This window comes from Lysinibacillus irui (assembly GCF_028877475.1).
Classification (GTDB): Bacteria; Bacillota; Bacilli; order Bacillales_A; family Planococcaceae; genus Lysinibacillus; species Lysinibacillus irui.
Map to the genome: position 1 here is coordinate 3,880,092 of NZ_CP113527.1, position 18,446 is coordinate 3,898,537.

14 protein-coding genes, 1 rRNA gene and 2 riboswitches are annotated in these 18,446 nt (G+C 38.7%); of the genes, 4 read left to right on the top strand and 11 right to left on the bottom strand.

The genetic code is table 11. The features are described 5' to 3' along the window. Positions 1-164: 164 nt before the first annotated feature. The 10 genes from OU989_RS19560 to OU989_RS19605 all read right to left on the bottom strand — a co-directional run bounded on the left by OU989_RS19560 (position 165) and on the right by OU989_RS19605 (position 14,034). Positions 165-1,716 (bottom strand): 16S ribosomal RNA (locus tag OU989_RS19560). A 520-nt stretch (positions 1,717-2,236) separates the two neighbouring features. After that, positions 2,237-3,538, bottom strand: coding sequence for an NCS2 family permease (locus OU989_RS19565; protein WP_274794603.1), 1,302 nt, complete (start codon positions 3,536-3,538; stop codon positions 2,237-2,239). A gap of 130 nt (positions 3,539-3,668) precedes the next feature. Beyond that, a riboswitch (purine riboswitch) is annotated at positions 3,669-3,770 on the bottom strand. Between the two features lie 216 nt (positions 3,771-3,986). Next, positions 3,987-4,655 carry an MOSC domain-containing protein gene (locus OU989_RS19570; protein WP_274794604.1) on the bottom strand — a complete coding sequence of 223 codons (669 nt, stop codon included), beginning with the start codon at positions 4,653-4,655 and terminating at the stop codon, positions 3,987-3,989. A 177-nt stretch (positions 4,656-4,832) separates the two neighbouring features. Continuing rightward, positions 4,833-6,386 carry a glutamine-hydrolyzing GMP synthase gene (gene guaA / locus OU989_RS19575; RefSeq protein WP_274794605.1) on the bottom strand — a complete coding sequence of 518 codons (1,554 nt, stop codon included), beginning with the start codon at positions 6,384-6,386 and terminating at the stop codon, positions 4,833-4,835. Between the two features lie 156 nt (positions 6,387-6,542). Beyond that, a riboswitch (purine riboswitch) is annotated at positions 6,543-6,644 on the bottom strand. Positions 6,645-6,676: 32 nt separating this feature from the next. Further along, a complete protein-coding gene (locus OU989_RS19580; RefSeq protein ID WP_274794606.1) occupies positions 6,677-8,860 on the bottom strand; it encodes a DUF4129 domain-containing transglutaminase family protein in 2,184 nt (727 codons plus the stop codon). Next, positions 8,857-10,038, bottom strand: a complete 1,182-nt coding sequence (locus OU989_RS19585; RefSeq protein WP_274794607.1) for a DUF58 domain-containing protein — start codon at positions 10,036-10,038, stop codon at positions 8,857-8,859. The genes OU989_RS19580 and OU989_RS19585 overlap by 4 nt, the downstream gene beginning before the upstream one ends. Next, on the bottom strand, positions 10,035-10,979 hold the full coding sequence (locus OU989_RS19590) for an AAA family ATPase (RefSeq protein ID WP_274794608.1): 945 nt from the start codon (positions 10,977-10,979) through the stop codon (positions 10,035-10,037). Before OU989_RS19590 ends, OU989_RS19585 begins: the two co-directional genes overlap by 4 nt. Before the next feature lie 269 nt (positions 10,980-11,248). Beyond that, a complete protein-coding gene (locus OU989_RS19595; RefSeq protein WP_274794609.1) occupies positions 11,249-11,569 on the bottom strand; it encodes an NAD synthetase in 321 nt (106 codons plus the stop codon). A 159-nt stretch (positions 11,570-11,728) separates the two neighbouring features. Further along, complete coding sequence (gene nadE / locus OU989_RS19600; protein ID WP_274794610.1) at positions 11,729-12,553, bottom strand: NAD(+) synthase; 825 nt, start codon at positions 12,551-12,553, stop codon at positions 11,729-11,731. A 20-nt stretch (positions 12,554-12,573) separates the two neighbouring features. After that, on the bottom strand, positions 12,574-14,034 hold the full coding sequence (locus OU989_RS19605) for a nicotinate phosphoribosyltransferase (protein WP_274794611.1): 1,461 nt from the start codon (positions 14,032-14,034) through the stop codon (positions 12,574-12,576). A 311-nt stretch (positions 14,035-14,345) separates the two neighbouring features. Here OU989_RS19605 and OU989_RS19610 point away from each other — a divergent pair, with 311 nt between their 5' ends. Both OU989_RS19610 and OU989_RS19615 read left to right on the top strand, forming a co-directional pair. Continuing rightward, entirely contained in the window at positions 14,346-14,687 is a 342-nt protein-coding gene (locus OU989_RS19610) for a P-II family nitrogen regulator (RefSeq protein ID WP_274794612.1), read from the top strand. Positions 14,688-14,701: 14 nt separating this feature from the next. Then, the gene (locus OU989_RS19615; RefSeq protein WP_274794613.1) at positions 14,702-16,003 is read left to right on the top strand and encodes an ammonium transporter; all 1,302 of its coding nucleotides are present in this window, start codon (positions 14,702-14,704) and stop codon (positions 16,001-16,003) included. Positions 16,004-16,371: 368 nt separating this feature from the next. Here the strand turns inward: OU989_RS19615 and OU989_RS19620 are convergent, their stop codons facing one another. Further along, entirely contained in the window at positions 16,372-16,872 is a 501-nt protein-coding gene (locus OU989_RS19620; RefSeq protein ID WP_274794614.1) for a methylated-DNA--[protein]-cysteine S-methyltransferase, read from the bottom strand. 93 nt (positions 16,873-16,965) lie between these two features. Between OU989_RS19620 and OU989_RS19625 the strand changes: the two genes are divergently transcribed. Together OU989_RS19625 and OU989_RS19630 are read left to right on the top strand one after the other, a co-directional pair. Beyond that, positions 16,966-17,697 carry an ABC transporter ATP-binding protein gene (locus OU989_RS19625; protein ID WP_274794615.1) on the top strand — a complete coding sequence of 244 codons (732 nt, stop codon included), beginning with the start codon at positions 16,966-16,968 and terminating at the stop codon, positions 17,695-17,697. Then, positions 17,694-18,446 (top strand): ABC transporter permease, encoded by a 753-nt coding sequence (locus tag OU989_RS19630; protein ID WP_274794616.1) that lies wholly within the window; start codon positions 17,694-17,696, stop codon positions 18,444-18,446. Before OU989_RS19625 ends, OU989_RS19630 begins: the two co-directional genes overlap by 4 nt.

An 18,446-nucleotide genomic window follows, 5' to 3' on the forward strand; every position in this document is an offset into this window, starting at 1 on the left:
AAAAAACTTAAAAAATAAATGTGTTTGTTACAATTTCAATGTCGTTTTATCCAGTTTTCAAAGAACAAGTTTTGAAGTATTTCATTCGGAAGAATGAACCTTCAAAACTGAACGCAAAACGTAATCTTACAAACCCTAGGTTTGTATTCCGAAATAATCCTTAGAAAGGAGGTGATCCAGCCGCACCTTCCGATACGGCTACCTTGTTACGACTTCACCCCAATCATCTATCCCACCTTCGGCGGCTGGCTCCAAAAGGTTACCTCACCGACTTCGGGTGTTACAAACTCTCGTGGTGTGACGGGCGGTGTGTACAAGGCCCGGGAACGTATTCACCGCGGCATGCTGATCCGCGATTACTAGCGATTCCGGCTTCATGTAGGCGAGTTGCAGCCTACAATCCGAACTGAGAACGACTTTATCGGATTAGCTCCCTCTCGCGAGTTGGCAACCGTTTGTATCGTCCATTGTAGCACGTGTGTAGCCCAGGTCATAAGGGGCATGATGATTTGACGTCATCCCCACCTTCCTCCGGTTTGTCACCGGCAGTCACCTTAGAGTGCCCAACTAAATGATGGCAACTAAGATCAAGGGTTGCGCTCGTTGCGGGACTTAACCCAACATCTCACGACACGAGCTGACGACAACCATGCACCACCTGTCACCGTTGCCCCCGAAGGGGAAACTATATCTCTACAGTGGTCAACGGGATGTCAAGACCTGGTAAGGTTCTTCGCGTTGCTTCGAATTAAACCACATGCTCCACCGCTTGTGCGGGCCCCCGTCAATTCCTTTGAGTTTCAGTCTTGCGACCGTACTCCCCAGGCGGAGTGCTTAATGCGTTAGCTGCAGCACTAAGGGGCGGAAACCCCCTAACACTTAGCACTCATCGTTTACGGCGTGGACTACCAGGGTATCTAATCCTGTTTGCTCCCCACGCTTTCGCGCCTCAGCGTCAGTTACAGACCAGAAAGTCGCCTTCGCCACTGGTGTTCCTCCAAATCTCTACGCATTTCACCGCTACACTTGGAATTCCACTTTCCTCTTCTGCACTCAAGTCCCCCAGTTTCCAATGACCCTCCACGGTTGAGCCGTGGGCTTTCACATCAGACTTAAAGGACCGCCTGCGCGCGCTTTACGCCCAATAATTCCGGACAACGCTTGCCACCTACGTATTACCGCGGCTGCTGGCACGTAGTTAGCCGTGGCTTTCTAATAAGGTACCGTCAAGGTACAGCCAGTTACTACTGTACTTGTTCTTCCCTTACAACAGAGTTTTACGATCCGAAAACCTTCTTCACTCACGCGGCGTTGCTCCATCAGGCTTTCGCCCATTGTGGAAGATTCCCTACTGCTGCCTCCCGTAGGAGTCTGGGCCGTGTCTCAGTCCCAGTGTGGCCGATCACCCTCTCAGGTCGGCTACGCATCGTCGCCTTGGTGAGCCGTTACCTCACCAACTAGCTAATGCGCCGCGGGCCAATCTTATAGCGACAGCCGAAACCGTCTTTCAGTATTCCACCATGAGGTGGAATAGATTATTCGGTATTAGCCCCGGTTTCCCGGAGTTATCCCAAACTATAAGGTAGGTTGCCCACGTGTTACTCACCCGTCCGCCGCTAACGTCAAAGGAGCAAGCTCCTTCTCTGTTCGCTCGACTTGCATGTATTAGGCACGCCGCCAGCGTTCGTCCTGAGCCAGGATCAAACTCTCCATAAAAGAAATTTGATTTGCTCAAATTGTTTTGCTGGCATCAATTTTGATGTCCAAAATTTTGTTTCGTTCACTAGCCGAAACTAGTTACTTAAAACTTTATTGATTACGTTTTGCTTGTTCAGTTTTCAAGGTTCATTTAGTAGTTACAAGAAGTAACTTTTTATACTTTAACATAATGCCAACTTACTGTCAACTATTAATGTTATTATTTTTTATGTTGTTCGTTTGTTTCGTAACAACGTGTTTAAATATATCATCTTAAAATTGAGTTTGCAAGTGTTTCTTCAAAGTAAAACTATTCATATAATTAAAAAATGAGTTTCTTCTATATTAATGTATAAAATCCATTACTTGATATGTTTAGAGAAACACTATGTGTGATTACCTTAATCAAACAAAAAATTACTTACATAAAGAACAACCCGTTGAAAAATAGTGCATAAAAAATTATATTCAATAAAAAAACACCTTCAACAGTTAGTATCTTACCTAACCATTGAGGTGCCTTTAAAAGTGTGTTTAACTATCTTACCCAGATGAAGTATGCAAGGAAGACGAAGAATAAGCCATACATCATAGGGTGAATTTCCTTTTTACGACCTGCTAATAGCATTGTAATTGGATAGAAGACGAAGCCAATTGCAATACCCGTAGCAATTGAATAACCTAATGGCATCATTAATACTGTAAAGAATGCAGGTACTGCTATTTCGAATTTATCCCAATCAATTAAACGTAATGATGATACCATTAATACACCTACAATTACTAGAGCAGGAGCAGTAACAGCGGGCGTTACCACCGCTAGTAATGGCGAGAAGAATAAAGCTACTAAGAATAATACCGCTGTTACGACTGCAGAGAAACCTGAGCGAGCACCCGCAGCAACACCAGAAGTCGATTCTACATAAGCTGTTGTTGTTGATGTACCAAATAAAGATCCAATTGTCGTTGCAAGTGCATCAGCCATCAATGCGCGGCCTGCACGTGGTAATTTATTATCTTTTACTAAGCCTGCCTGTGTTGCTACAGCCATTAAAGTACCAGCTGTATCAAAGAAATCAACAAACAAGAATGTTAACACTACTACTAAAAACTTCACGTTAAATAGGGTTTCAATGTCACCAAGGGGTTTTAACGCAACCATAAATGTAGAATCCACACTTGGAATTGCAGAAACAATCGCTGCTGGCGGTTCAATAATACCTGTAATCATTCCAACAACTGCAGTGATTACCATCCCTAAGAAAATACCGATACTGCGTAATTTAATAATAAGAATAACAGAAAGAATAATTCCGAATACTGCTAGTAATGTTGCACCAGTAAACGTTCCTAAAGTAACTAATGTAGCTGGACTATCTACAACAATCCCTGCACCTTGTAAACCTACGAACGTGATAAATAAACCAATACCTGCTGATACTGCATATTTAAGTTGTACTGGAATTGCATTAATAACTGTTTCACGAATTCCTGTTAAAGACAAAATGATAAAGATAATTCCAGAGAAGAAAACTCCAGTTAAACCAGTTTGCCATGGAATGCCATATGCGCCTACTACGGTAAAGGCGAAGAATGCATTTAGGCCCATACCAGGAGCAAGTGAGATTGGGAACTTAGCGAAAATCCCCATAATCAAAGAACCAACTGCTGCTGCTAACGCTGTAGCTACAAAAACTGCACCTTTATCCATCCCTGCATTTTCTAAAATACCTGGGTTAACAGCTAGAATATATGCCATTGCAAGGAAAGTTGTAATACCACCTATTATTTCGCGGCGATAATTAGTTCCCAATTCATCGAACATGAAATATTTTTTCATTTTCAAAAAATCCTCCGTGTGGTCGTCTTCAATATCGAAAACAAAAAAGACACGCTGACTACTCTACTAGTCGCATGTCTACGATAATTTCATCACAAATAGTGTGTGAAATAAATTAGGGTTTATACATCTTTATATAAACTCCAATCGTAGTCAAGTTATTTACGGTAACTTGGTAGAAACTCACGGGCCTTATTCCCGACATTATACGACGACTTATTTAATTTACATTCGTAATATATCATTTCATTTTTTAGATTTCAACCCCATTTCCGAACATTTTCATAAAATAAAATACGAAAGTTCGTGTAAAATTCTTATTTAATGTTCACATTCTAAAAAATCATCGCCAGAAAAGCAAAAGTACTGAACAATTATTAACCGATAGAAAGTAAAAAATCCCCCAGAATTCTTTCGAATTTTAGAGGATGCCCATCTTATGTCTGTCCTAATTCAACACTTTACTCTGCAAGAGCTGAATTCTTTTTTCTAATTTTTCTTTCCAATCTTCCGCTAATACATCTACTGCTTGTATTTGTTGCATGGCAATAGCATCTTTGTTTTTAAAATATACTTCATTGCAATACAAAACGGATATACGTGCAGGGTGCTTTTCTACTAATTCAACTTTTGAGTCTGCACAGATTGTTCCTTCTTCTAGTACGCGCGCAAGGAAGCCTGTATAGCCTGTCTCAATTAAACGTTTAAGTAATATGTTGGCCTCAGTATATCGATCAATCGTGCTACATGGAATACGCCCTTGTGTAATTTGGATGACAGCATCCCCAATTTTATAAATATCACCAATACAAACTTCTGCTTCCAACATATTTGTTACAGTTAAGTTTTCACCAAATGCAGCAGTAGGCAATGTTTTACCAAGTTCCTGTTCCCACTGTATGTAATGCTCCGCTGGGTATAAACAAACAGCACGATCAGGGCCACCATGATGTTTTTTATCTGCCACATCATCCCCCTCGAAACCACGAGATGATAAATAAACTTCTTGTACTCGTTGCTTTTCAATCCCTGTAATCATCGAACGCCCTTTACTATCAAGTAATTCTTTCGGCATTCCAACTGCAAGTGTGTGAATCATCGGCATCTTTTGCTTCATTTAAATCACCCCTAATCTAAATAGTATCATTTCTTCCATTCATTTAGTTTACTACATACAGCGCTTTATCAGCAATTATTGCTTTATTTTACACTTTGAAGTTTTTGACTGAAGTTTCACTTTATAAACGAAAAAAACCCTAAAAACCTTTTATCAAGGTCTTTAGGGCATTTGTTTTTATTCCCACTCAATCGTTGCAGGTGGCTTAGATGTAATGTCATACACTACACGGTTAACATGTTTTACTTCGTTTACTAGGCGAACTGAGATTTTCTCTAGCACATCCCATGGAATACGTGCCCAGTCAGAAGTCATACCGTCGATAGATGTAACGGCACGGATACCGATTGCATAGTCATACGTACGAGCATCGCCCATTACGCCAACTGAACGGATATCAGGTAATACCGTGAAGTATTGCCAGATGTCACGATCAAGACCAGCATTTGCAATCTCTTCACGTAGGATATAATCAGATTCGCGAACGATTTCTAATTTTTCTTCTGTTACTTCTCCAAGTACACGGATACCTAATCCAGGACCTGGGAATGGTTGACGCCAAACGATTTTTTCGTCAAGACCAAGTTCTAAACCTAGCGCACGTACTTCATCTTTAAATAAAGTTTTCAGTGGCTCGATTAATTGGAATTGCATATCTTCTGGAAGACCACCAACGTTATGGTGTGATTTGATTGTTTGTGCAGTAGAAGTACCCGATTCAATAATATCCGTGTAAAGAGTTCCTTGTGCTAAGAAATCCATACCTTCAAGTTTTGATGCTTCTTCATCAAATACATAAATGAATTCATTACCGATAATTTTACGTTTTTTCTCAGGATCAGAAACACCAGCAAGTTTGTCCATGAAACGTTTACGTGCATCAATTTTAATAACATTCATGTCGAAGTCTTCTGTGAATGTTTTCATTACCTGTTCAACTTCACCTTTACGGTTTAAGTTATGGTCTACAAACATACATGTTAATTGATCGCCGATTGCTTTATGGATTAACACTGCCACAACTGAAGAGTCTACTCCACCAGAAAGTGCACATAATACTTTTTTATCGCCAACTGTTTCGCGAATTTTAGCGATTTCAATCTCAATGAAGTTTGCCATTGACCAATCGCCTTTTGCTTCACAAATATCGAATACGAATTGTCGTAATAAGTCATTACCATAAACAGAGTGACGTACTTCTGGATGGAATTGTACAGCATATAATTTACGTTCTACATTTGCCATTGCAGCAATTGGGCAAGATGCGCTTGTTGCGATAACTTCAAATCCAGCTGGAACTTCAGTTACATGGTCCCCATGACTCATCCATACGATTTGTTCAGCAGGTAACTCACCAAATAACTTGTTTGAAGTCGTTACTTGAATTTCAGCTTTACCATATTCACGCGTTTCAGCACCTTCAACTTTACCACCGTTTGTATGTGCCATTAGTTGCATACCGTAGCAAATACCTAAGATTGGTAAGCCTAAATCGAAAATAGCTGGATCCACATGGAAAGCATTCTCATCATAAACAGAGTTAGGGCCACCAGAAAAAATAATACCCGTTGCATTCATATCTTTAATTTCTTCCGCAGTTACCGTATGTGGATGTAATTCACTGAAAACACCAAATTCACGGATACGACGCGTAATTAATTGGTTAAATTGGCTACCGAAGTCCAGTACAACGATTTTTTCTTGCTCTTTTAATAAAGGGCTAGCTGTCAAAATTTCCACCTCTTCTACTATTTTTAAAGGATATTTTCATTTGTTCAAAGAAAAACGCGAAGAAAGTAAAATAACTTTCTACGCGTTCAAAAGCTCTAGAATCGTGATAAAGGCGAATGCGTAGCAAAGTAAAGTGATTTACTATACTTTTCACCTAACGAAAACATCCGCCTTCATAGAGAAATCATTTATGGTGATTTCGTAGAAACATCCGAACCCTATTATCGAACTTATATGAAAGCAATCCTTGCATTTAATTTTTTTCATTTTACTCTTTGTCTACGTTAAAATCAACTGATAGTGCGATTGATTAAATATTCCCAACTTTCTTTCAGCTTTATAAAATCAACGTCTTCTTTATCTTTCCCATAAACATGTTGCTCATATACTACTGTTAACTTTTGCATTTCATCTGTCTCAAGTGCTAAATCTACACGCTCTGCGAAAGCACGTAATGTTTCCCCATCTCTCCTGCGCAAGCCAATACGAGATAATTGCTTTAATAACACTTGATAAGAAGAATCAAAGTTTGACCAATCAGCTGCCTTTTTGCGATATGACCTTACATGCATTTTCGGGATCCACGTTTTCCTTTTCAAATATAAGGAAATACCAGTAATGATTAATAAAACAATGATGCCAATCCACACATAAGTATACTTTTTCAACCACGTCCACACAGCATCTAAGCTAAATGTTGCCGGAGACTGTACCTTTTCAGTTACCTCTTTTTGCTGTTTCTTCTGCTCAGGTTTTTGTTCTGGCTGTATTACTTCTTCCTGGTCAGATGTATCTAATGGCACATCATAATCTATGTTCACATTACCGGAAAATCCAATGGTAGGTTCAAATTCCATCCAACCAGCCCCTGGTATATATGCTTCAACCCAAGAGTGTGCATTGTCATTTGTGACTTGATATTCACGTAGTCCGTCTGTCATTGGTCCTGCTGTTCCAGGCGCAAAACCTTTAACCCATCTTGCCGGAATTCCTACAGAACGTAAGAGCACAACCATTGAAGTAGAGAAATTATCACAATACCCTACTTTTGTATCAAATAAAAATTGATCGACATAATCTTGATTTTCAGCAGGAATTGCAGCTTCCTTTTTATCATATCTAAAGCCATTTGTTCTAAAGTAACTTTCTACAGCTTTAATTTGATCGTATACCGAAGCTTTACCTTGCGTTATTTCAGACGCCAAGTCTCTTACACGCTGCGGAAGCTGATTTGGTAATTGTAAAAAACGATTAAACGAAGAATCTAATGTTTCAAGTGTAGAGGGATAGGACAATTGGAGCTGTTCCATACTATAAACTGGTTCACTATAAGATAATGAGTAGTTTGATAATGATTTTGATTCATCTACCTGCTGCTCTATCATCATCTTTTCAGTCTGCTCATCTTGAATAAATAACGTGGAGCCTTGTGCTGAAACAGATATCAAACCATATGTTTGAATTAAAAACGGCATTGGAATAGCAATATCTAGTTGGATGTGGCGTTCATTTTCAGATGGTCCTACTTGTAAAGAGGTTAAAATCGGTGTATCTGTCTCATAGACATTTTTCCCAAAGTTCCCCTCTGAAACAACCCAGCCTTTAGATGTATAGGTATCTTTCGTTTCGATGCGCCAATAATGACGATCACGAGAAGAGGCAGTAAAAATTAATGTATTATCTCCTTGAAAGGGACCACCCAACTGACTATCGTCTTGGCTATAACCAACTGATTTTTCACCAGCTCCATTTCCATCTTGTCCAGTAACTCCCTGGATAAATGGAACAGGATCTGCCCATGTTGGTCCAGTCTTTGGTAAAAAGAATGCAACAGAACTAACAAGTAATACTGACACAAGCATAGGAATAACAATTTTCCACTTCTCTATTGCAGTACTTGTTGTTTCCATTTGAAGCCATAGACGTTTAACAAAAAGTACACCTGTCATGATTAATCCAAGAACAACAACTTTTACAATTGCAGCTTTACCATCGTAGTCACTAAACGTATCTAAAGTGGCAATAAAGAATACTGTCATGGCAAAAAAGTAAAATATATTTTTTCGTACTGATACCCAATGGTGAATTAAATATACGAGCATCCAGATTAAAACAAGAAAGAGCACTGTCCTAAAAGCATCTGAAACTTGTCCAAAATCTCCTGATAGTATCGTTGCCATATTCCCTTTCCATTCAGACAATAAGAATGGTACAGTTTCTCGAGAAAGAACAGGACTTTTGCTATAAACAAAAACGATAAACCAAGTTATATAGCTAAACTTTACGAATCCCGATAACAACGGATGTACACGGAGTAAACTTAGCGCTAAGGACATCCCAATAAAAACAAGGAAGAGATTCATTCCACCAGTATTAGTTAATTGCATAATAGGAATGAGCCATTCTCGTAAAATGAAGAATACAATTATATACGCAATGGCCAATTCTATAAATTCCCCTAACGATTGCTTCACGGTTTTATCACCTCCGTGAATAAATGATAAAAATCTGTTGGGTCTACAAAGACAACTTGAATATGTTTATAACGCATCGTGTGCTCTGATTGCACAGGCGGCTGTTTTGCCACTACAAAACAAATACAGCTTTTTACTATATTCGCAAGAGTATGTAGCAACTCGTCAGAGACATCACTTGTCACATAAAGCAATGTTGCTACTTGCTTAAAGGCTTGTTGATCATAGAATCGGAATTTAACATTCTCAGCAGGTTTGATAGCAGCTAAATGATACATGACCTGATCTAACTGCTTTTCACCCTGTATAACCGGAAAAACTTTCGTCATTTCCCCAGCTGTAATAAAAGATAAATCACCACGCTCTTGTATAATCATCTGGAGCATCGATGCAACTAATTCCACTTTTTCTTCAAACATTGAAGACCTTTTAGCGTCAAGCACTAACATTAACTCAGATGATTGCCGATCCTCGAATTCCTTAGATTGTAAGGTTTGTGTTCTCGCAAACGATTTCCAATGAATCCATGAAAATCGATCACCCGGAACATACTCTCTTAACCCAACAGCCATAGAAGTGTCCTTTACAATGGAATAAGGAGACATCATTGGACCAACATCATATTTCGTCTGAAGTGCTGCGTATTTCATCTCTCGTATTCTCGGATAAACTAAAATAGTTTGTTCCTTTTCCGCTACGACAACTTTTTTTGCCCAGCCAAAGAAATCATAGAAGATAACTGTAACTCCTAAGTAGCGATGCTCTCCACGAGGAACATTATCCAAATCATAATGCCAGCTAAACTTTTTTCTAAATCCAACAAACTTAATGGCATTTGAATTTTCTTTTTTAGCTTGTACCAACCCTTCACTATCGACAAGTTCCTCCATCATAATATAAGCAAAAGGGAAACTTGTTTTTCGTTCTATCGTAATATGCACCTTTGCTGATTGCCCACGTTCTATATGCGCTGGTTCAATTTTGCGTTCTACTAATAGAATATCTTCTCGAACAACAAAGAACATGAGTGCGTACACTAAAAATGGACTAACTGTAAAAAAAACAAACCAGCTAACAAATCCACCTTGGAACATAGCATAACAAAATGTTACGACCATCAAGAAAGTAATTAATAGGAAATGTTTACTTTTTTCTAATAAAGCTTTCCATCGCTTCATTGTTCTGCAAACCTTTTTGTTGGCACTGGTGTTTTAGCAATAATACGCTGGATAATTTCATCTGCTGTCACATTATCGTAGCGAGCATCTGGCTTTAGAACTAAACGATGGCTGAAAACAAATGGCACTAGGTATTGAACATCGTCAGGAGTAACATAGCTTCTTCCTTTCATAAATGCGTAAGCTTGAGAAGCTTTCATTAGCGCGATTGTTGCCCGTGGGCTCACCCCTAAATGTACATAGTTATTTTCCCTAGTTTGGGTAGCAAGTTCCACCATATAATTTTTTACTGAGTCTTCTACATACACACCTTGGACGAGCTCCTGTAGTTCTATTAATTGCGCTACGGATAACACCGCTTCAATTTTTTCAATTGGTTTACCATTCTCAGCTCTTCGCAAAATTTCAATTTCCTGTCCCCTAGATGGATAACCCATTTTTATCTTCAATAGAAATCGATCTAATTGCGCTTCTGGCAAAGGATAGGTACCTTCATGTTCAATCGGATTTTGTGTGGCCATAACAAAAAACGGCTGATTTATCATCAATGTTGTTCCGTCAATTGTAACAGAGGCCTCCTCCATACCCTCTAACAAGGCGGACTGTGTTTTTGGCGACGTACGGTTTATTTCATCCGCTAAGACAACATCCCCCATAATTGGTCCAGGACGAAATTCAAACTCCATAGTCTTTGGATTATAAATAGAAACACCAACTACATCTGATGGCAATAAATCTGGCGTAAATTGAATTCGCTTAAATTGTGCATCAAAAGATTTTGCAAGTGCTCGCACCATCATTGTCTTTCCGACCCCAGGAACATCTTCCAATAATACATGGCCCCTCGCTAATAATGCGACAATACCGAGCTCAGCAACCTCTCTTTTACCAATCATTACTTTTTCTATATTTTCCAAAACATCTTGTATTTGAGAATTCATAAATCAAAAAACCTCCCATTCCGTCAGACAATTGCGAGAATTGTACGATAACTTATCTAAGCATATCGAAATTTGGCTAGTAAAACAATTATCTGAAACTTCTACCTATAGCTATTAAAGAAGGCTTGTTTGAATGTCATCAAACAAGCCTAGTTCTTATTATATAACGTTCTTCACAATTAGAATGTTACAATTTTAATCTTTTTAACCATATTTTTCACAATTAGATTAAAAACTCCCCACATCAGAAAATGTAGGGAGAGCCATTTTTAAATAGATGAGCGGTAACTATTGAGTCTCTTCTTTTGCTTACTTAAACGACTTAGTTTTAAGGCTGTTTCATTTAATTCGTGACGTATTTGCAAATCACACGCACTATCCATATGAATAGGCGCAACATGTTGAAGTTGTCTCTGTTGAGTTGGTGTAGCCATTGTATTGTGCTTCTTCTCTTTATTTCTTTGCAAACTATGTCTAAATTGCTTTTGTGGATTCCCTCCAAAATTGTGGCTTAAATCACCAGCATGTAAATATTGAGTTTCCTGTCGAAAAACACTACTTGTCGTTGCACTTATTCTAGAAGTCCTCATAAAAAGTTACCCTCCTCTACATTTTATTATCCTTATAGGTAATTATATCGACATTATATGCTGTTAATGAACAGTATAGAACCAAATTAAATAAAAAAAGAGAGAAAAGAGCTATTTTTAAAAGTGATAAACACTTTTTCATAACCCTTTTCTCTCATCTTACTTCCAAAAATCATCAAATATCGTAATTGGCATATGACGTTTATGTTGAGAACGTAAATAATAGCCCTCTAATAGCTTGCGCGATTCTTCTGGAATTTCTTTACCCTCTAAATAATCATCAATTTGATCATACGTTACACCAAGCGCCACTTCATCTGGTAATGATGGTCGATTTTCCTCTAAATCTGCTGTTGGTACCTTTTTATAAAGATGCTCTGGACAATTTAGTTCTGCTAACAACTGTTTTCCTTGGCGTTTATTCAATCGAAAGATTGGCATTAAGTCTGCTCCGCCATCACCAAACTTTGTGTAAAAGCCTGTGATAGCTTCGGCAGCATGATCCGTCCCTAAGACAACTGCCCCATTCATTGCAGCAATTGAATACTGCACCTTCATACGTTCACGAGCTTTTTCGTTCCCTTTTACAAAGTCATTTAGCTCAACACCTGCATTTGCTAGGGCGATCACACTTGCATCTACAGCCTCTTTTATATTCACTGTGTACGTTTTCGTTGGTTTTATATAATCAATGGCATCTTGGCAATCTTGTTCATCTGCTTGCACGCCATATGGTAAACGAACGGCAAAAAATGAATACTTCATTTCTCCTGCCTCTGCATTTAATTCATCAATCGCCAACTGCGCTAGCTTCCCAGTTAAAGTTGAGTCTTGACCGCCAGAAATACCAAGAACAAACCCTTTCACAAAGTTATAACGTTTTGCATATTCCTTTAAAAAATCAATGGATTTACGTATTTCCTCCTGAACATTAATAGTAGGTAATACACGCAGCTCCTCAATAATTTTTTGCTGTAAAGTCATCGTACCGTTCACTCCTTCTTTTACATTCGCTTTACCATATTGTGTACTTCTTCAATATTTCGCATCTTATTATCCCAACATTTTTGACTGAGATCGACTGGATATTCTTCAGGATTCATCGCACGTTTATATTCATCCCACAGCAATTCTAAATTTTCAGCAGCATAGTCACGCATTGCCTCTAAAGTAGGATTTTGATAGTGGATTGTCCCATTTTCAATGACATGCTGATGAAGATTTTTCGCTTCAAAATTTGTGACAAACTTTGATACAAATGTATGGATTGGATGGAACATTTTAATGCGTTCCTCAGCTTGAGGATTTTCATCTTGCATCGTGATGTAATCCCCTTCTGCCTTCCCATTCTTTTTATCAATAATTCGGTAAACATTTTTTAGTCCAGGCGTTGATACTTTTTCAGCATTGGCCGAGATTTTAATTGTATCCTCTAGCTGCCCTTCACTATTTTCAATAGCAACCATTTTATAAACCGCACCTAATGCAGGTTGATCGTAAGCTGTAATAAGTTTTGTACCTATTCCCCAGACATCTACTTTTGCACCTTGAGCTTTTAAATTTAAGATTGTATATTCATCTAAATCGTTTGAAACAATGATTTTAGCATCTTGGAAGCCAGCAGCATCCAACATCCGACGAGCTTCTTTTGATAAAAACGCAATATCTCCACTATCTAAACGTATGCCAATAAAATTAATTTTGTCTCCTAGTTCTTTCGCAACTTTTATAGCGGTTGGCACCCCAGATTTCAACGTATTGTAAGTATCTACCAAAAATACACAATCTCGATGACGTTTAGCATACGCATGGAATGCATCATAGTCATTTTTATAAGCTTGTACTAATGCATGCGCATGTGTACCTGAGACAGGAATATTAAAAAGTTTACCCGCTCGAACATTACTAGTGGAAGCAAAACCTCCGATAAACGCTGCACGCGTTCCCCAAATGGCCGCATCCATTTCCTGTGCACGCCTTGTTCCAAATTCCATAGCCACTTCATTTTTGATAATTTGCTTAATTCGACTCGCCTTTGTTGCAATTAATGTTTGGTAGTTAACAATATTAAGCAATGCTGTTTCAATTAGTTGAGCTTCCACTAACGGAGCTTCAATTCGAACAATTGGTTCATTAGCAAAAACAAGCTCTCCTTCTACCATGGAATACATATCCCCTGTGAATCGAACATTCTTCAAATAGTCAATAAAGTCCTCTTTATAGCCTACTTCCTCACGTAAATACGCAATATCGGATTCACTAAAATGAAAATCACGAAGATAATCAAGCATTCGCTCTAATCCAGCAAATACGGCATAACCATTACCAAAAGGTAATTTCCTAAAATATAATTCAAAAACCGCTTTCTTATTATGTATGCCATCCGCCCAGTAGGATTCTGCCATATTTATTTGATATAAGTCTGTGTGTAGCGCTAAGCTATCATCTGCATAGTTTGATCTCACATAAACCCCTTCTTCCGCTTTGATAATTAGTCCTAGTATACACTATATACCCAAATTCTTGCGCCTTACATTTCTTCTACCCGATGTCAGCTTTCCTAACATAAATAGTCAGAAAATTTAGAACTGTACACATTTTAGACACAAATTTTAGTACCGCTTTCATTCCCTTTATAAAAACCTTTTTTGAAAAATAGTTCGATACCAGAAATATATCATGTTATATAACATTACATGTATTCTAAAAAAACAATTGCACTGTTTTTCATACCGTTTTAACATGTAAATTAAATTTACGCAAGGAGCTGGTAGACATGAAAAAAATTGAAGCAATCATTCGGCCTGAAGTTTTTGGGGCAGTTCGGGACGGACTTGCACAGGAAGGAATTGCTGGTTTAAGTGTTTCTGAAATCGCTGGCTGCGGTCGTCAGCTCGGTAGAACAGGGCTATTTCGCGGCAATACGTATGAAATAGAATTTTCACCTAAATTAAAGTTAGAAATGATTGTAGACGATGGAAAAGTTGATGCCATCGTAGAGATTTTGTTGCATGAGGCAGCAACTGGCAAGGTTGGTGATGGAAAAATTTTCATTTATCCTGTAGAACAAGCAATTCGCATCCGAACAAAAGAAGTCGGTTCGGTTGCAGTAGAATAAAGGGGGCGATATAGATGGATGAAGTACTCTTATCTGTTAATTTAATTTGGGTGATGCTAGGCACAATTTTAGTATTCTTTATGCATGCAGGATTTGCCATGGTTGAGGCAGGATTTACTCGTTCTAAAAATGCAGTTAATATTATCATGAAGAATTTCCTTACTATTTCAATCGGCGGCATCGTCTATTTTTTATGTGGCTACGCCATAATGTTTGGCGACACATTAGGTGGTATTTTCGGCACTAGCGGCTTCGCCTTAAATGGGGTCGACGATCTTTCTTTCTTTATTTTCCAAACTATGTTTGCCGCAACAGGAGCAACTATATTATCTGGTGCTGTTGCAGAACGTACGAATATTTTCGCTTATATCGGAGTTATTATACTCATGTCTTTAGTTGTCTACCCTGTTGTAGGTCACTGGGTTTGGAGTGGTCAAGGCTGGTTAACAGATTTAGGCTTTATTGATTTTGCCGGATCTACGGTTGTTCACTTAACAGGGGCTGTCGCAGCATTTGTCGCAGCCGTTATGGTAGGACCACGACTTGGTAAATATGAAAATGGTCGGGTAAATGTTATTACAGGGCACAGTATTCCATTAGGCGCTTTAGGCGTATTTCTACTTTGGTTTGGTTGGTTTGGTTTTAATGGGGCATCTACTTTAGCCGCAGATCCTGAACTAGTTCCCAATGTCATTGCCAATACATTCTTTGCCGCAGCAGCTGGCGTAGCTGCTACCGCATTCTATACGAAATTTCGTTACGGACATATTGATGGTTCCCTTACATTAAACGGTGCATTAGCAGGTCTTGTAGGGATTACAGCTGGTGCTGCAAATGTTAGTATTATAGGTTCCCTTATTATTGGCCTTGTAGCAGCTCCATTCCTTGTTGAAGGTGTACGTTTCCTAGAGTGGAAGCTAAAAGTAGATGATCCCGTTGGAGCAATTGCTGTTCATGGGATATGTGGGATTTGGGGAACACTAGCCGTTGGATTATTTGACATCGGTGGTCAAGGCCTATTTTATGGTGGTGGATTTGGTCTGCTAGGTATCCAAGCAATCGGTATCATCGCAACCATTGCCTGGGTTAGCGTATCTGTGGCAGTTGGCCTTTTAATTATCAAAGCATTTATTCCATTACGCGTAACGGCTGAAGAAGAAATTGCTGGCTTAGATGTAATGGAACACGGTGCTCCAGCTTACGAATTCCAGGATATATTTAAAAGCTCCGCGGTTCGAGGGGAAACCTTCGCCCACCGTTTAACACACTTTGGTAAAACACAGCAAAACCATGTAAAAGAAGAACAACACGTATAACTAGGGAAATCTGCCGCCTTTTCTTAAAGTAATGGGGGCAGATTTCTATATATATTTGTCTATCGAAAGTTATCTCTTTTTTTGCTCGAGGTAGAGAGATGTGATCATACTTTTGCCGAAAGTGCTCTTAACTTAAAGTGATCATACTCTTGCCGAAAGCGCTCCTAACCTCGATCAAAGTGATCATTTCTTTGCCGAAAGCGCTCCTAACCTCGATCAAAGTGATCATTCTTTGCCATAAGCGCTCTTAGCCCAGCTCGAAGTGATCATTTTCTTGCCAAAAACTCTCTTAACCACGGGCGAAGTGATCCCCCTACCATAAGCGCTCCTAACCTCGATCCAAGTGATCATTCCCACTATCGATTCACTTAAGCTTTCTCTAAATCAAGTAAAAACTGCTTCATCTCTAGGCCACTGCGAAAACCAGTTAATTGACCATTTTTGCCAATGACACGATGACACGGAATAATAGCTAGAATTGGATTTGCTCCAATTGCACTGCCTACAGCTCTCACCGCTTTCGGATTACCAATACGCTGTGCGATATTCCCATACGATGTCGTTGTTCCATAGGGTAATTCTTTAAGAGCATCCCAAACCGCTAATTGAAAAGGCGTTCCTTTTACATGAATGGGTAGGTCAAATTCAGTTAGTTCCTTGTTAAAAAAAGCTATTAGTTGTTCTTTATACGGTTGTAATTTTTCTCGGTTCTCTTCAAAATTGTATCCTTTAAATCGTTTTTTTGCCCACTCTTCAACCTCTTCAAATGAAGCATTGGGCGTTCCTATATAAACAATACCTATATCTGAAGCTACAATATACATTTCTCCTTGTGCATACGTCAATGTATCAAAATACAATATTCCCATTTCCCAATCTCCCCAACTTTCTTTATTTAAACTGCAACTTCAGTCATTTCATGCTACAGTTATTTTACTGACTATAGCAAAGGAGTTTAATTGATGAACACGCCTTACGAGCCTGCCATTCATTTTCAACAAGTTCACTTTTCAGTAAATGACAAATTGATATTAAAGTCAATTACTGGGTCATTTCCTAAAGGCCAAATTACTACCCTTGTCGGTCCCTCTGGGGCGGGTAAAACAACTTTATTAAAATTATGTAATGGCCTTCTTTCTCCAACAAATGGACACATACTAATTGATAATCAGCCCATCTCTACCTATGAGCCTACAACCTTAAGAAGACATGTAGGTATTGCTTTACAGGCAGCTCCTATGATAACGGGCACTGTACTAGAAAATCTTGCAATCCCACGAACATTGCAAGGACAAAAACTATCACAACAGGAGGCCATCCAATTTTTAGAGGATGTCGGTTTAGATGAAAGCTTCCTCCACCAATCAGCCAGCGAATTATCGGGAGGCCAACGTCAAAAGGTCTCGATCGCAAGAACACTAATCAATCAGTCCTCTATTTTGTTATTAGATGAAATAACATCTGCACTGGATCGTCAATCAGTACAGGAAATTGAAAAGCTGATCGCTACAATAAATAAAAAATACAATGTTACGATGATTTGGATTACACATAATTTACAACAAGCATTAACAATCGGGCATTACACATGGGTCATGATGGATGGAGAATTAATCGAAACCGGTAAAAGCGCTTTACTCAAAGCCCCAACAAATCCACGCGTAGCAGAATTTGTACAGGGGGTAAGCAAATGACCTATACAGCTTTATTACTATCTTTGATTTTTGTATGTATCCCCCTTCTATTATCCAAAACATTAAAATTAGGACTTGAAAGAGATACACTTATCGCAACATTTCGCTCTATCGTTCAATTGCTTGCGGTCGGTTATATTTTAAAGTTTATCTTCGAGGCCAACAGCTATATCTATATTTTTCTCATGGTAGCTTTAATGATTATAGTCGCTACGTTAAATGCACGAAAAAAAGGAGCAGGCATTAAGGGGATCACCTGGAAAATAGCACTTACACTAGTGATGATCGAAATAGTGACACAAGGCGTTTTGCTTGGCTTTAAAATTGTTCCGGCAACTGCCCAATATATAATCCCTATTAGTGGCATGTTAATTGGTAATTCAATGGTGCTATCCATTTTATTTTTAAATCGATTCACTGCTGAAATTACTAGTCATAAGGATCAAATGGAATTGATTTTATCATTAGGAGGGTCACCAAAGCAGGCCATACATCGACAGCTGATCAATGCTATTAAGGCTAGTATGATTCCTACTATTGAAAGCCAAAAAACTATCGGTTTAGTACAGTTGCCAGGAATGATGAGCGGTCAAATTATTGGCGGAGCAGATCCAATCCAAGCCGTCCAATTTCAACTTTTAATTATTTTCGCTCTACTAACAACAGCTACATTATCCAGCATCATGATTGGCTTTTTAAGCTATCCTGCGTTATTTAATGAACGAATGCAATTACTTGAAATGAAATAA